We start from the raw sequence: 14734 nt of genomic DNA, 5'->3' as shown, positions 1-14734 counted from the left end.
AGTGGGCGAGATGCGGAATTCCGATGGGTCTGACTCGGGCGGGGCCGTGCCGGTGCTACGCGCCATGCAATTCGGCGCCCATCTGCTGTTCTTCCTGCTCCTCGCGGTGGGTGTCGTGCGCACGGTTACCGACAGTGCTCATCCCGCTCCGATCGTCGCGCTCGCTGTCGTGGTAGCCGGGTGGTATCTCTTCGGGATCTGGTTCGCGCAGCGTGAGGGCTTCGAGAACGGGGAGCCGGTACAGCGCCGGTCGGGGCAGATCTGGTTCGCGGCGCTCGGGCTGGGCTGGTTGGCCCTCGTGGTGGCGGATGTCAACTTCGTCTGGCTGGCGTTCGCCCTGTTCTTCCTGTGCTTTCCCCTGTTCTCCACTCCGGTCGCGTTGACGGTGACGATCATGCTGACCGCGATAGCGATCGCAGCGACGCTGTGGCACGGCACCACGAACACGGTTGCCTCGATTCTCGGACCGGTGTTCGGGGCGGCAGCTGCCGCCGGAATGGCCGTCGTCTACCAACAGTTGGTGCGGCAGTCCGCGCAGCGACAGCAGTTGGTGGACGAACTCACCGAGGCGCACCGAGAGTTGCTCGGGGCGCAGGACGAATTGGTCGCGCTGCAACGGGAAGCGGGCGCACTGACCGAACGTTCCCGCCTCGCGCGTGACATTCACGACACTCTGGCGCAGGGATTTTCGTCCATTCTGCTGCTCTCCCGAGCCGGGCAGCGCGCTCCCGACAATTCTGCGGCGGTCTTCGCGCAGATCGCGGACACCGCGCAGCAGAATCTGATCGAGGCCCGCCGGGTGGTCGACGCGCTCGCGCCGGTTGCGCTCGAGTCCGCACCGCTCGAATCCGCGTTGCGGCGCCTGCTCGACCAACTCGAGCAGCAGACCGGGATCACCGGTGACCTACTCACCGACAGCGATCCGATCCCGCTGGTGACGGACTTCGACGTCGCCTTGCTCCGCGTCGCCCAGAGTGCTCTCGCCAACGTGCGGTTGCATTCGCGGGCGCGTCGGGTACGGGTGACATTGAGCTACGCATCCGACGAAGTACGGCTCGATATCGTCGACGACGGTATCGGCTTCGATCAACGTCAGGACGGTGGATTCGGCTTACGGTCGATGCGGGAACGACTGGCCGAACTGGGTGGCACACTCGTCGTGGAATCGGCACCCGGAGACGGAACCGCGGTTGCCGCAACCCTTCCGGTCGGGCGGGTCGCATGAGTGCGGTACGTGTACTGCTCGTCGACGATCACCCGGTGGTACGGGCGGGACTGCGCGCGTTGCTGGCGTCGCACGATGACATCGTGGTGGTCGCCGAAGCATCGTCGGGTGAGGAAGCCGTGGCTTCGGCGTCGGCCGCGAAACCCGATGTGGTGCTGATGGATCTGCGTCTGGGATCGGGGATCGACGGGGCGCAGGCGACCGCCCGGATCCTGACGGCGGCCGATCCGCCGAGGGTCGTCGTACTCACCACCTACGACACGGACGCGGACATTCTGCGCGCGGTCGAAGCCGGTGCGGCGGGCTACCTCCTCAAGGACACCGACCCGAAAGTGCTGATCGAATCGGTGTTCGCGGCGGCCCGTGGGGAGACCGTCCTGGACCCGGACGTGGCCCAGCGCCTTTACCGCCGCATGCAGCAGCCCCGCGCCGACCTCAGCGCCCGTGAAATCGAAGTGCTGTCGCTGGTCGCCGAAGGGTTGTCCAATCGTGCGATCGCCAAACAGCTCTTCGTCAGCGAGGCAACCGTGAAATCCCATCTGGTGCACGCGTTCACCAAATTGGAGGTGGATAATCGCACCGCCGCAGTGGTCGCGGCGCGCGAGCGGGGCCTGATCGTGTGATCGGTGTCGAGGATCGGGTCAGGAGAACGAACCGTGTCGGCCCTCCCCGGACGCGAACCGCGCGGCCCCTCCGACCGTGTCACTTCCGACGGACTCCATACCGAGGGCGAATACGAATCCGAGCGCCTCGGATTCGGAGCGGCCGAACTGTTCGTAGACCGAGCGGCGGTCGTTGCGCATGCAGGTCTGTGGGAAGACTGTGACAGTTCGAGTCCACCGGCAACCGCGTAGCCTTCCACCGCCGCGATCACCGGTTTGGAGAGCACGAGGCGCGTCGGCCGGTTCGGCGGCCATCGGACCGTCGACCGCGTTCCGGCGCTCGGGACGGGCCATGATCACAGTCGTTACCCGATCGCGCGTCTCGACGCGGATCGATTCGTACGGCGTCATGCCCGACCTCCCCGCTCAACAGCATCGGCTTCCCGGGTTCGCATCCGCTGCAGCGTGCCGCTCACGCCAGTAGTCGCGTTCGCTCAGCGGTGGTCGATCCGGATGCTGCCGGCGGTGCAGTTCGACGTACCTCGCGTAGTCGTGGTCGCCCATGACGGCACCGATCCACCACCACGCCCGACGCAGTGCTGTGATCACGACCCACCTCCGTCCCCGTCGCGATGCCGCGAGGCATGGGTGTGTGCGGCGCCCGGGGCGCGGACCTTGCCCGATGCGATCAGTTCGTCCCACTCCTTCTGCAGTTCCCTCTCGGCCGGGGTCGGCACGAAACCCGCGGGCGCGAATATCTTCGACGGCACGTCGGGTGTCTCGGTGGTGGGCATACCTCCGGCCCGGACCGATTTGATGCACACCACTACTCCTGCGGCGACCACGATGAGCACGAGCACTGCGAACACGATCGACAACGTGCCCTGGATGAACGTGTTGCGGATGACGGCGTCGATCTCGTCGGCAGTCTTCGCCGAACCGAAAGTGGTTGCGCCGGAGTTCTTCGCGTCGACGAAGGCCCGGTGCTGCGCCCAGTACCCGACCGCGCGGTCGCCGGAGAAGATCTTCTGCCACGACGCCGTCATGGTCACGATCAAATCCCACACCAGCGGCACGCCGGGGATCCACGCCCACTTCACCAGTCCCTTCTTCACGACGATGGTGAGCACGACCGTCAGGGCGATCGCGGCGAGCAATTGGTTGGCGATGCCGAACAGTGGGAAGAGCGTGTTGATGCCGCCCAGCGGGTCGGTGACGCCCATCAGCAGGATCGCACCCCACAGACCGACGACGACCGCAGAGCACAACCACGCACCGGGTCGCCACGACGGATCCTTGAAGCGGCGAGCGGGACCGCCGAAGTTGCCGAGCGAGTCCGACAGCATGAACCGCGCGACACGCGTTCCCGCGTCGACGGTGGTGAGGATGAACAGCGCCTCGAACATGATCGCGAAGTGGTACCAGAACGATTTGAGGCTGTCGCCGCCGAACAGGTCGCTGAGCACCTGGGACATGCCGAACGCGAGCGTCGGTGCGCCACCGGTGCGAGAGATGATCGACTCCTCCCCGACGGATTCGGCTGCCGCCGAGATCTGTTCGGGGGTGATGTCGGGCGACCCCAGCCCGAGACCGTTGACGTAGGCGGCGGCGGTCTCCGGAGTGCCTCCGGTCACGGCGGCCGGAGCGTTGAGCGTGAAATACAGGTGCTGGTCGATGATGCAGGCGGTGACCAGCGCCATGATCGCGACGAACGACTCGGTGAGCATGCCGCCGTAGCCGATGAGCCGGATCTGCTTCTCCTTCTCGATCAGCTTCGGTGTCGTCCCCGAGGAGATCAGCGCGTGGAAACCCGAGAGTGCACCACACGCGATGGTGATGAACAGGAACGGGAACAGCGACCCCGCGAAGGCCGGGCCGTCACCGTCGATGGCGAACGACGTGATGTCGGGCATCTCCAGGTTCGGTCGTGCGACGAGGATCCCGATCGCGAGCAGGACGATCGTGCCGACCTTCATGAAGGTCGAGAGGTAGTCGCGCGGGGCGAGCAGCAACCACACCGGCAGCACCGACGCCGCGAATCCGTAGGCGATCATCAGCCACGAAATCGTCACCGGGGACAGGGTGAACCAGTTCGTTCCCCAGTCGGTCTCGGCGACCCAGCCACCCGCGATGATCGCGACGAGCAGCAGAACGACGCCGATCAGCGACACCTCCGCGACCCTGCCGGGTCGCAGGTAGCGCAGATAGACGCCCATGAACAGTGCGATGGGAATGGTCATCGCGATGGAGAACAGGCCCCACGGGCTGTCGGCGAGCGCGTTCACGACCACCAATGCCAGCACCGCGATCAGGATGATCATGATGACGAAGACCGCGATGAGCGCCGCGACGCCGCCGATCGGCCCGAGTTCCTCGCGGGCCATCTGGCCGAGGCTGCGTCCGCGGCGGCGCGAGGAGATCCACAGGACGAGGAAGTCCTGGACCGCACCGGCGAAGACGACGCCGACGATGATCCAGATCGTGCCGGGCAGATAACCCATCTGGGCGGCGAGCACCGGGCCGACGAGCGGGCCCGCGCCGGCAATGGCGGCGAAGTGGTGGCCGAACAACACCCGACGGTCCGTCGGCATGTAGTCCTTGCCGTTCTCGAGTTCCTCGGCAGGTGTCGCACGGTCGTCGCGTGGCTGCACGATCTTGCGTTCGATGAACTTCGCGTAGAAGCGATAGGCGACGAGATAGGTGCACACGGCGGCAATGACGAACCAGACCGCGTTGATCTCCTCGCCGCGGACCAGCGCGATGATCGACCAGGCGACCGCCCCCAGAATCGCGAGCACGAGAAAGACGATCCTCGCGGTGGGTGATATCGGTGTCCGGTCGACGACACCGACCGGTGGAAGATCGGGGTCGGTCCGGAGATATTCCACCTCGCTGCCGGTCGGCGGCGCCGGGTCCACAGCCATATCGGCTCCTCACCAGGCTCGCCCGCAGACCCGCGGAGGTCGCGACGGGCCTCGAACGTGCTCGAATCTCGACCAGCGTCACGCTACCCGCGCGCGTCGACGAACGAACCGGAATCGATCAGCCGCGTGCGGCGATCCTGGCTTGCACCTCGGGCCGACGTAGCGGCGGCACCGACGGCGGTGGTTGCCGCCGCTCGGGAAGGGCCGCGAGCAATCTCGTCGTCGTCGCGGTCACTTCGGCGACGGCCTGTTCGAACGGCTCCCGGGTGGCGTCGGAGAGTTTGTGGATCCCGCTGACCTTACGGACGTACTGCCGTGCGGCCGCTTCGATCTCCTCGGCGGTCGCAGCCGGCTCGAGCCCCCGCAGCTCCGTGATGTTCCGGCACATGCTTCGAGGGTAGACGTCACCTCCGGACCGGACCATACGTTCGCTTCCGCGCGCCCGCTGTCCGTCCGCTGCGGCGATCGCAGCAGCGGATGACGAACGGGCGCGCGGATGTGAAGGGGGTGGGTCAGACGCGTTCGATGATGGTCGCGTTGGCGGTCCCGCCACCCTCGCAGATGGTGAGCAGGCCGTAGCGACCACCGGTGCGCTCGAGCTCGTTGAGCAGCGTCGCCATCAGCTTGGTGCCGGTCGCGCCGAGCGGGTGGCCGAGGGCGATCGCGCCGCCGTTGACGTTGACCTTCGACGGGTCGGCGCCGATCTCCTTGATCCACGCCAGGACGACGGGCGCGAAGGCCTCGTTGATCTCGATGAGGTCGATATCGTCGATCGTCAGGCCGGCCTTCTCGAGGGCGTACTGCGTGGCGGGGATCGGGGCGGTGAGCATGAAGATCGGGTCGTCGCCGCGGGCGCTGAGGTGGTGGATGCGCGCGCGGGGCTTCAGGCCGTACTTCTTCACGGCCTCGTCGGAGGCGAGCAGCACCGCGGATGCGCCGTCGGAGATCTGGCTGGCGACGGCGGCGGTCAGGCGTCCGCCCTCGACGAGGGTCTGCAGCGACGCCATCTTCTCGAGGCTGGTCTCGCGCGGGCCTTCGTCGACGGTGGCGTCACCGAAGGGGACGATCTCGTTCTCGAAGCGTCCCTCGGCGATGGCGGCCTTGGCGCGCTCGTGGCTCTGCAGCGCCCACTTCTCGAGTTCCTCGCGGCTGAGGTCCCACTTCTCGGCGATCATCTCGGCACCCTTGAACTGCGACACCTCGTCGCTGCCGTAGCGCTCCGTCCAGCCCTTCGACCCACCGAAGGGGGTGTCGAAGCCGTACTGCTGCCCGACGATCATGGCCGCGGAGATCGGGATCTGCGTCATGTTCTGCACGCCACCGGCGACGATGAGATCCGCGGTGTCGCTGAGGATCGCCTGGGCACCGAAGTGCAGGGCCTGCTGGCTCGACCCGCACTGACGGTCGACGGTCACGCCGGGCACGTGCTGCGGGTAGCCGGCGGCCAGCCACGCGGTGCGGGCGATGTTGCCGGCCTGGCCGCCGATGGCGTCGACGCAACCGAACACCACGTCGTCGACGTCGGCGGGGTCGATGCCCGTGCGCTCGACGAGCGCCTTGATCACGTGCGCGCCCAGGTCGGCCGGGTGCACGTCCGCGAGCCCACCCTTCTTCTTGCCGATGGGGGTGCGCACCGCGTCGACGATGTAGGCCTCGGTCATGATGTCTCCTTACGAAGAATTCTGGTTCGACAGTCCGTCGAGAACGATGGAAAGGTATTGCTGGGCAACCTGATCGATACTGAGGGAGCCTCCGGGCCGGTACCAGCGCACGGCCACCCACACGGTGTCGCGCAGGAACCGGAAGACCAGTTCGACGTCGACGTCGGGCCGGAACGAACCGTCCGCGACGCCGCGTTCGATCACGCCCACCCATAGGTCGCGGAACTCGGTGTTGAGTTCGCCGATGTAGGCGAAGCGGTCGCCCTCGAGATGCTTGGCCTCACCCTGGTAGATCGCCACCGCGGCGTGCGACCGGTCGATCGCCTCGTAGGAGGTGGTGACGAGTGCCGCGAGGGTTTTGCGGGACGGCAGACCCGACGCGACGATCTTGCGGTACCGGTCGAACAGGTCGTCGAGGAAGGCCCGCAGGATCTCGTCCACCATCGACTCCTTGGAATCGAAGTGGTGGTAGAGGCTGCCGGAGAGGATTCCCGCCGCGTCGGCGATGTCGCGCACGGTCGTGGCCCGCACACCGCGCGACGCGAACAGGTCGGCTGCGATGTCGAGCAGTTCCGCGCGGCGTCCGGACTTGCTGGAGGTGTCGTCGCGTGAGGGAGTCATGACGGACATCCTTTCAAGCCGACCGAGAGCGGGTTCATGCCCGCTGGGAGGAGACCGACACGACCTCGCCGGTCAGATAGGTCGTGTAGTCGCTCGCGAGCATCGCGATGGTCGCCGCGACCTCCCAGACCTCGGCGGCGCGGCCGTAGGCCTCACCGGCGGCGAGGTTGTCGAGCAGTTCCTCGCTGGTGACCTTCGCGAGGAAGGGGTGTCGGGCGATGGACGGGGCGACGGCGTTGATGCGCACGCCGTATTCGGCGGCCTCGATCGCGGAGCAGCGGGTCAGGGCCATGACGCCGGCCTTCGCCGCCGCGTAGTGCGCCTGCGAGTGCTGGGCGCGCCAGCCGAGTACCGACGCGTTGTTGACGAGCACGCCGTTGTGGTCGACCGAGCGGAAGTAGCGCAGTGCCGCGCGGGTCGCGCGGAAGGTGCTGGTGAGGGTGATGTCGAGGACGCGATCCCATTCCTCGTCGGTCATCTCGACGACGGGCGTCTCCCCACCGAGTCCAGCATTGTTGACGAGCACGTCGATGCGCCCTAGCCGGTCGGCGGCGCCGGTGATGAGGGCGTCGACCTGTTCGGTGGACGACACGTCGCACACGATCGTCGCGACCTGCTGTTCGGGGAACTCGGCCGCGAGCTTCTCCGCGGACTCGCCGAGCCGGCGCTCGTGGAAGTCGGAGACGAGCACGTCGGCGCCCTCGAGCAGCGCGCGACGCGCGGTGGCGAATCCGATGCCGGTACCGGCGGCGGCGGTGACCACGACCTGCTTGTCGCGGAGCAGTCCGTGGCCGGGGGTCTCGACCGGCGGGGTCGCGAGCGGGGATGCGGGACGGGGTGTTGCGGTCACGGACGTGCCTCCCGGGGAAGGCCGAGCACGCGCTCGGCGATGATGTTGCGCTGGATCTCGTTGGATCCGCCGTAGATGGTGTCGGCGCGGGTGAACAGGAACAGCCGCTGCCATTCCGCGAGCTCGAGATGTTCGGGATCGGTGATGTCGGAGGGATTTCCGGCATGGTCGTGATCGGGGCCGACGAGCGATGACGATCCCTGCACGTCCATGGCGAGTTGCCCCAGGTCGCGATGCCAGTTCGCCCACAGCAGTTTCGCGACCGAGGCCTGACCCGGATCGGCGTCGCCGAGGGTGCGCAGGGCGTGGGCACGCATGACCCGCAGTTCGATCCGCGCGCGGGCGATGCGTTCGCGGAGGTGCGGATCGTCGATCGCACCGTTGCTCTCGGCGACGGAGACGATGCCGTCGAGTTCGCGGGCGAAGCCGATCTGCTGCCCGAGGGTGGAGACGCCGCGTTCGAAGGTCAGCAGACCCATCGCGACCTTCCACCCGTCGCCGGGGGCACCGACGACGAGGTCGGCGTCGGTGACGGCGTCGTCGAAGAAGACCTCGTTGAACTCGGAGGTGCCCGTGAGCTGCTGAATGGGCCGCACCGTGACGCCGGGCTGGTCGAGGGGCACGAGCAGGAAGCTCAGGCCGTGATGGCGGGTCGAACCGGGTTCCGTCCGCGCGACGACGAAGGCCCATTGTGCGACGTGTGCGAGCGACGTCCAGACCTTCTGACCGTTGATCACCCACTTGTCGCCCTCGAGGCGGGCGGTGGTGGAGACGTTGGCGAGGTCGGAGCCGGCTCCCGGTTCCGAGTAGCCCTGCGCCCACAGTTCGGTGACGTTACGGATCCCGGGCAGGAAGCGCTGCTTCTGTTCCTCGGTCCCGAACGCGATGAGGGTGGGGCCGAGCAGTTCCTCACCGAGGTGGTTGACGCGCGCGGGCGCGTTCGCCTTCGCGTACTCCTCGTGGAAGATCACGCGCTGATCCATGCTCGCGCCGCGCCCGCCGTACTCGGTGGGCCAGCCGATGCAGGTCCATCCGGCAGCGGCCAGATGCCGGTCCCATGCGAGTCGCTGTTCGAAGAACTCGTGTTCGCTTCCGGGTCCGCCCTTGCCTCTGAGCTCGGCGAATTCGCCGGTCAGGTTGTCTTCGAGCCACTGTCGGACGGTGGCTGCGAACTCCGCATTTTCCTGGCTCTCGCTCTCGTGCACATCCGTACGATAACCTACCAAGCAATTGCTAGGTAGGGAGCTCTGTGAACACACGACCGAGAACCACTCCGGCCGCACTCGTACGTGCCGCCGACACCTGGCCGGACCTGCTCGCGATCGCCGATGGCGACACCCGGCTGACCTTCGCACAACTGCGCGACCACGTCCGCGATGTCGCCGCGGCGCTCGTCTCCCGCGGCGTCGAACGCGGTGCGCGCGTCGTCATCTGGTCGCCCAACACGTTCCACTGGGTGATCGCTGCCCTGGGTACACATTGGGCCGGCGGGGTCGTCGTACCCCTCAACACCCGCTACACCGGAAACGAGGCCGCCGACGTCGTCGAGCGCGTCCGCCCCGAGGCCCTCGTCGTGGTCGGCGACTTCCTCGGTACCGACCGCTACACCGAACTGTGCAAGGCCGCTCCGGAACTGTCGATCCCGACGACCGTGCGGGTCCCGCTGGGCGGGAACGACGCGCCGATCGACGGGATCGTCGAGTGGGCGGACTTCCTGTCCTCCGCCACCGACGCCGCCCGCACCGAGGCCGACGCGCGCGCCGCGGCCGTGACCCCCGACGACGTCTCCGACATCCTGTTCACCTCGGGCACGACCGGCCGCAGCAAGGGCGTGCTCAGCGCCCACCGTCAGTGCATCGGTGTCGCGCAGGCGTGGGCCGAGTGCGCCGAACTGACGATCGACGACAACTACCTGATCATCAACCCGTTCTTCCACAGCTTCGGGTACAAGGCCGGCTTCGTCGCCGCACTGCTCCATGGCTCCACCGTCATCCCCCTCGCGACCTTCGACGTAGAGAAGGTCATGGCGATGGTCGCGGCCGAGCGCATCAGCGTCCTCCCGGGCGCCCCGACGATCTACCAGTCCATCCTCGACCACCCGCGGCGCGGCGAGTACGACCTGAGCAACCTGCGCATCGCCGTCACCGGCGCCGCACCCGTGCCCGTCTCCCTCGTCGAGCGCATGCAGAACGAACTGAGCTTCGACGCGGTGCTCACCGCCTACGGGCAGACCGAGGCGGTCGTCGCGACGATGTGCCGCACCGACGACGATCCCGTCACCGTCTCCACCTCGTCCGGACGCGCCACCGCGGAGTTCGAGGTGCGCATCGGCGACAAGGGCGAGATCCTGCTGCGCGGCCCGAACGTCATGCTCGGTTATCTCGACGATCCCGAGGCCACGGCCAAGACGATCGACGAGGACGGGTGGCTGCACACCGGCGATGTCGGGACCGTCGACGAACGCGGCTATCTCGACATCACCGATCGTCTCAAGGACATGTACATCAGCGGCGGATTCAACGTCTATCCGGCGGAGGTCGAAGCGGCACTGCTGCACCTGCCGGGAGTCCACGAGGTCGGGGTGATCGGTGTCCCCGACGAGCGCATGGGTGAGGTCGGCCGGGCGTTCGTGGTCCCGCTGGACGGACATCCGCTCACCGAGGACGACGTGATCACGTACGCCCGAGAGAAACTCGCCAACTTCAAAGCGCCGCGATCGGTTCGGTTCATCGATGCGCTGCCCCGAAACCCGTCCGGCAAGGTACTGAAGAACGTTCTGCGTGAGGAGAAGTCATGACCGTCCCGTTCGAGCCCGATGTCGTCACCTACGAGGTGCGCGACGGCGTCGCGATCGTCACTCTCAACCGACCCGATTACCGCAACGCCCAGAACTCGGTCATGACCTACGCGCTCGACGCCGCCTTCGAGAGGGCCGTCGAGGACGACGAGGTCAAGGTGATCGTGCTGGCCGGCAACGGCAAGCACTTCTCCGCCGGCCACGATCTGGGCACCCCGGGCCGCGACCACCACGTCCACTACGACAACAAGGCCGTGATGTGGTGGGACCACGTCGACAAGCCCGGCGGCGACCAGCGCTACGCCCGTGAGATGGAGGTCTACCTGGGGATGTGCCGCCGCTGGCGCGAGATCCCCAAGCCCACCATCGCGTCGGTGCAGGGCGCCTGCATCGCCGGTGGTCTCATGCTGGCGTGGGTGTGCGACCTGATCGTCGCGTCCGAGGATGCCTTCTTCTCCGATCCCGTGGTCCGCATGGGCATCCCGGGTGTCGAGTACTTCGCGCACCCGTGGATCCTCGGAACGCGCTTCGCGAAGGAGATCCTCTACACCGGTGACCGTTTCAGTGCCCAGCGCGCCTACGAGGTGGGCATGGTCAGCCGCGTCGTGCCGCGTGAGGAACTCGAGAACGAGACCCTCGCCCTCGCCGCCCGCATCGCGGAGATGCCCCGCTTCGGGCTCGCGCTCACCAAGCGCGCCGTCAACCAGTGCGAGGACCAGATGGGCATGCGCAACGGCATGGACTCGGTCTTCGGCCTGCACCACTTCGCGCACGCGCACAACGCCGAGGTCGGCGCCGACTCGCTCGGCGGCATGAACGCCAAGTCGATGGCCGCGAGCGCTCGTCCGGTGGAAGGAGCGAAGTAGTGGATCTGCAGCTCGACGACGCCACCCTCGCGTTCCGCGACGAGGTACGCGCCTTCCTCGCCGAGAACGTCCCCACGACGCCGCTCGAGTCGATGGACACGGCCGAGGGCTTCGAGGAACACCGGCAGTGGGAACGGACCCTCGCCGATGCACGCCTGTCGGTCGTCTCCTGGCCCGAGGAACTCGGCGGCCGCGACGCGACCCTCGAGCAGTGGGTCGTGTTCGAGGAGGAGTACTACCGCGCCGGTGCGCCCGGCCGGGTGAGCCAGAACGGCATCTTCCTGCTCGCCCCCACCCTGTTCGAGCATGCCCACCCCGAACAGCTCGCCCGCATCATGCCGCGCATGGCCCGGGCCGACGACATCTGGGCCCAGGCCTGGTCGGAACCCGAGTCCGGCTCCGACCTCGCGTCGCTGCGCTCGACCGCCACGAAGGTCGACGGCGGCTGGCTGCTCAACGGCCAGAAGACCTGGAGCTCGCGGGCGTCCTATGCCGACATGGGTTTCGGTCTGTTTCGCTCCGACCCGGAGGCCCAGCGGCACAAGGGCATCACCTACTTCATGTTCGACCTGCGGGCCGAGGGCGTCACCGTGCGACCGATCCCGCAGCTCGACGGTGAGCCGGGCTTCGCAGAGATCTTCCTCGAGGACGTCTTCGTCCCCGACGACCCGGAGCGTCCCGGTGAGTCCGGTGTGATCGGTGCGGTGAACGAAGGATGGCGGGTCGCGATGAGCACCGCCTCCAACGAGCGCGGTCTGTCGCTGCGTGCGCCGGGCCGATTCCTGGCGACCACCGACCGGCTGCTGCGCGCCTACGGCGAGTCCGATCTCCACGGCGACACCGCGCTGCGCAACCGCGTCGCCGACGCGTGGATCGGGGCGCGCGCCTACGAGCTGTCGACCTGGGCGACCGTCACGCGCCTGACCGCGGGCGGACAGCTCGGCGCCGAATCGTCGATCAACAAGGTGTTCTGGTCCGAGTGGGACATCGCCGCGCATGAGACGGCGCTCGACCTGCAGGGTGCGGATGCCGAACTCGTCGACGGCTGGACCGACGGTTACCTTTTCTCGCTGTCGGGCCCGATCTACGCCGGTACCAACGAAATCCAGAAGAACGTCATTGCCGAGCGGCTGCTCGGCCTTCCGAGGGGTGATCGATGAGATTCGCACTCGACGAGTCCCATGAGGACTTCGCGTCCAGTATCGACGCCCTGCTCACCAAGTCGGATATGCCGCAGGTGATCCGTGCGTGGAACAGCGGCGACACGGCACCGGGTCTGCAGGTGTGGGAGCGACTGGCCGAGACCGGCGTCAACGGTCTGCTCGTTGCCGAGGAGCACGACGGCCTCGGGGCCGACGCGGTCGATCTCGTCGTCGCCGTCGAACAGCTCGGTCGCCACGCTGTGCCCGGTCCGGTGGTCGAAACCGTCGCGGTGGCACCGGTTCTGCTCGCCGCCGTGGCACCCGAGCGTCTCGGCCCGCTTGCCGCCGGATCGCTCGCCACCGTCGCGATGCTCCCCCACGCGCCGTACGCGGTCGACGCGCACGTCGCCGACCTCGCGCTGCACGTCGCCGACGGCACCGTCTCGATGGGCACCGCCGGGGACACGCGCGAGTCGGTCGACCGGTCGCGCACGCTTGCCTCGCTCACCGTCGGCGAGTCGCTCGGATCCACAGATACCGCTGCGGCTTTCGACATCGGTGTCCTCGCGTCTGCAGCTCAGCTCCAAGGCCTGGGCCGGACTCTGATCGACACCACCGTCGAGTACGCGCAGCAGCGCAAGCAGTTCGGCCGCGCGATCGGCTCCTTCCAGGCGGTCAAGCACCATCTCGCCGAGGTGGCGGTCGCGCTGGAGATGGCACGTCCGCTGCTGCACGGTGCGGCCATCGCCGTCCGCGACGAGCTGTCCACCGCGTCCCGGGACGTCTCGGCGGCCAAGGTCGCGTGCGGCGACGCTGCCTATCTCGCCGCGCGCACGGCACTGCAGGTGCACGGCGCGATCGGCTACACCCAGGAATACGATCTGTCGCTGTGGATCACGAAGGTCCGCGCGCTCGTCACCGCGTGGGGCACCCCCGACGAGCACCGGGCACGCGTGGTCGCGGCACTCGAGAGCGAGGCGTCATGACGTTCGAGACGGAAGATCGTGCCGCACTGCGGGATTCGGTGCGTACCCTGCTCGCCAAACACTCCGATTCGGCTGCCGTCCGGCGGGCGATCACGACCGGCAGCGGGTACGACGACGAACTGTGGACGATGCTCGTCGAGCAGGTCGGGGTCGCAGCCCTCGCCGTCCCGGAGGAATACGACGGAGTGGGCGCCTCGTGGGTCGAGGCCCACGTGGTGCTCGAGGAACTCGGCCGCACGCTCACCCCGTCGCCGTTCCTGGGGTCGGCGGTGCTCGCGGCGCAGACCGTGCTGCTGTCCGGTGATGCCGACGCGGCGGCGCGTCTGCTCCCCGGCATCGCGGCCGGCGAGGTCGTCGCGGTGTGCTGGGCGTCGGCCACCGGCTGGCAGCGTCCCGGCGTGAGCACCGAGGGCAACGTGCTGACCGGAACCGCGCACTATGTGCTCGGCGGCGACATCGCGTCCACCCTGCTCGTGCTCGCCGCCGACGGTGACACGGTCGGCCTGTTCGAGGTCGATCCGGAGACCGACGGGGTGTCGCGGCGCCGCGTGCCCACGATGGATCCCACGCGCTCCCTGGCGGAGGTGTCGTTCTCAGCGGTGACCGGTCGTCGCCTGTCATCGTCCGACGATCTCGTCGACCGGTTGCGGGCGTCCGCGGCGATCGCCCTGTCGGCCGAGCAGGTGGGTGCCGCGCAAGCGGTGCTCGACCTGACCGTCGACTACGCGAAGAACCGCAAGCAGTTCGGTCGCGCAATCGGGTCGTTCCAGGCGCTCAAGCACCGCATGGCCGACATGTACGCGCTCGTGGAGACGGCGCGATCGATGTCGTATGCGGCTGCGTTGTCGCAGGATCCGCAGGACGCGTACGCCGCGAAGATCTACTGTTCGGAAGCCTTCCAACAGGTCGCGTCGGAGGCCGTGCAGCTGCACGGCGGGATCGCGATCACCTGGGAGCACGACGCGCAGTTGTTCTTCAAACGGGCGCACGGCAGCGCCCAGTTGTTCGGGCAACCGCGCGAGTACCTGAGCGCAATATCCGCCTGAGCAATATCGTCGGC

14 protein-coding genes and 1 pseudogene are annotated in these 14734 nt (G+C 67.8%); 7 read left to right on the top strand and 8 right to left on the bottom strand.

Annotation, left to right across the window (positions count from 1 at the left end):
* The first annotated feature begins 10 nt into the window (after nt 1-10).
* Together AC6CID_RS19165 and AC6CID_RS19160 are read left to right on the top strand one after the other, a co-directional pair.
* A complete protein-coding gene (locus AC6CID_RS19165) occupies nt 11-1225 on the top strand; it encodes a sensor histidine kinase (protein WP_220666498.1) in 1215 nt (404 codons plus the stop codon).
* Nucleotides 1222-1848, top strand: coding sequence for a response regulator (locus AC6CID_RS19160; RefSeq protein WP_213932482.1), 627 nt, complete (start codon nt 1222-1224; stop codon nt 1846-1848). Before AC6CID_RS19165 ends, AC6CID_RS19160 begins: the two co-directional genes overlap by 4 nt.
* Nucleotides 1849-1866: 18 nt before the next feature.
* Here the strand turns inward: AC6CID_RS19160 and AC6CID_RS19155 are convergent.
* The 8 genes and pseudogenes from AC6CID_RS19155 to AC6CID_RS19120 all read right to left on the bottom strand — a co-directional run bounded on the left by AC6CID_RS19155 (nt 1867) and on the right by AC6CID_RS19120 (nt 9088).
* A pseudogene (locus tag AC6CID_RS19155) lies at nt 1867-2238 on the bottom strand (Clp protease/crotonase-like domain-containing protein).
* Between the two features lie 15 nt (nt 2239-2253).
* On the bottom strand, nt 2254-2436 hold the full coding sequence (locus AC6CID_RS19150; protein ID WP_019290138.1) for a YbdD/YjiX family protein: 183 nt from the start codon (nt 2434-2436) through the stop codon (nt 2254-2256).
* The gene (locus AC6CID_RS19145) at nt 2433-4751 is read right to left on the bottom strand and encodes a carbon starvation CstA family protein (protein ID WP_220666497.1); all 2319 of its coding nucleotides are present in this window, start codon (nt 4749-4751) and stop codon (nt 2433-2435) included. The genes AC6CID_RS19150 and AC6CID_RS19145 overlap by 4 nt, the downstream gene beginning before the upstream one ends.
* Before the next feature lie 118 nt (nt 4752-4869).
* Nucleotides 4870-5139 (bottom strand): DUF2277 domain-containing protein, encoded by a 270-nt coding sequence (locus AC6CID_RS19140; protein ID WP_006550426.1) that lies wholly within the window; start codon nt 5137-5139, stop codon nt 4870-4872.
* Between the two features lie 124 nt (nt 5140-5263).
* On the bottom strand, nt 5264-6412 hold the full coding sequence (locus AC6CID_RS19135) for an acetyl-CoA C-acetyltransferase (RefSeq protein ID WP_033096893.1): 1149 nt from the start codon (nt 6410-6412) through the stop codon (nt 5264-5266).
* 9 nt (nt 6413-6421) lie between these two features.
* Nucleotides 6422-7033, bottom strand: a complete 612-nt coding sequence (locus AC6CID_RS19130) for a TetR/AcrR family transcriptional regulator (protein ID WP_006550428.1) — start codon at nt 7031-7033, stop codon at nt 6422-6424.
* 34 nt (nt 7034-7067) lie between these two features.
* Nucleotides 7068-7883, bottom strand: a complete 816-nt coding sequence (locus AC6CID_RS19125; protein WP_217579207.1) for an SDR family oxidoreductase — start codon at nt 7881-7883, stop codon at nt 7068-7070.
* A complete protein-coding gene (locus tag AC6CID_RS19120) occupies nt 7880-9088 on the bottom strand; it encodes an acyl-CoA dehydrogenase family protein (RefSeq protein WP_033096895.1) in 1209 nt (402 codons plus the stop codon). Before AC6CID_RS19120 ends, AC6CID_RS19125 begins: the two co-directional genes overlap by 4 nt.
* Before the next feature lie 44 nt (nt 9089-9132).
* Between AC6CID_RS19120 and AC6CID_RS19115 the strand changes: the two genes are divergently transcribed.
* Genes AC6CID_RS19115 through AC6CID_RS19095 form a run of 5 tightly spaced genes read left to right on the top strand, consistent with a single transcriptional unit; the run spans nt 9133 to nt 14720 of the window.
* Nucleotides 9133-10680: a FadD3 family acyl-CoA ligase gene (locus tag AC6CID_RS19115; protein ID WP_064061676.1), complete on the top strand. Its 1548-nt coding sequence runs from the start codon at nt 9133-9135 to the stop codon at nt 10678-10680.
* Nucleotides 10677-11546, top strand: a complete 870-nt coding sequence (locus AC6CID_RS19110) for an enoyl-CoA hydratase (RefSeq protein WP_019290144.1) — start codon at nt 10677-10679, stop codon at nt 11544-11546. Before AC6CID_RS19115 ends, AC6CID_RS19110 begins: the two co-directional genes overlap by 4 nt.
* On the top strand, nt 11546-12706 hold the full coding sequence (locus AC6CID_RS19105; protein WP_498354325.1) for an acyl-CoA dehydrogenase family protein: 1161 nt from the start codon (nt 11546-11548) through the stop codon (nt 12704-12706). Before AC6CID_RS19110 ends, AC6CID_RS19105 begins: the two co-directional genes overlap by 1 nt.
* A complete protein-coding gene (locus AC6CID_RS19100) occupies nt 12703-13674 on the top strand; it encodes an acyl-CoA dehydrogenase family protein (RefSeq protein WP_019290146.1) in 972 nt (323 codons plus the stop codon). The genes AC6CID_RS19105 and AC6CID_RS19100 overlap by 4 nt, the downstream gene beginning before the upstream one ends.
* Nucleotides 13671-14720 carry an acyl-CoA dehydrogenase family protein gene (locus AC6CID_RS19095; protein ID WP_418345356.1) on the top strand — a complete coding sequence of 350 codons (1050 nt, stop codon included), beginning with the start codon at nt 13671-13673 and terminating at the stop codon, nt 14718-14720. Before AC6CID_RS19100 ends, AC6CID_RS19095 begins: the two co-directional genes overlap by 4 nt.
* Nucleotides 14721-14734 lie beyond the last annotated feature (14 nt).

This window comes from Rhodococcus sp. GQ147, assembly GCF_059759155.1.
The sequence above is the reverse complement of the archived record's forward strand: the minus strand, read 5'-3'. Positions and strand labels throughout refer to the sequence as shown.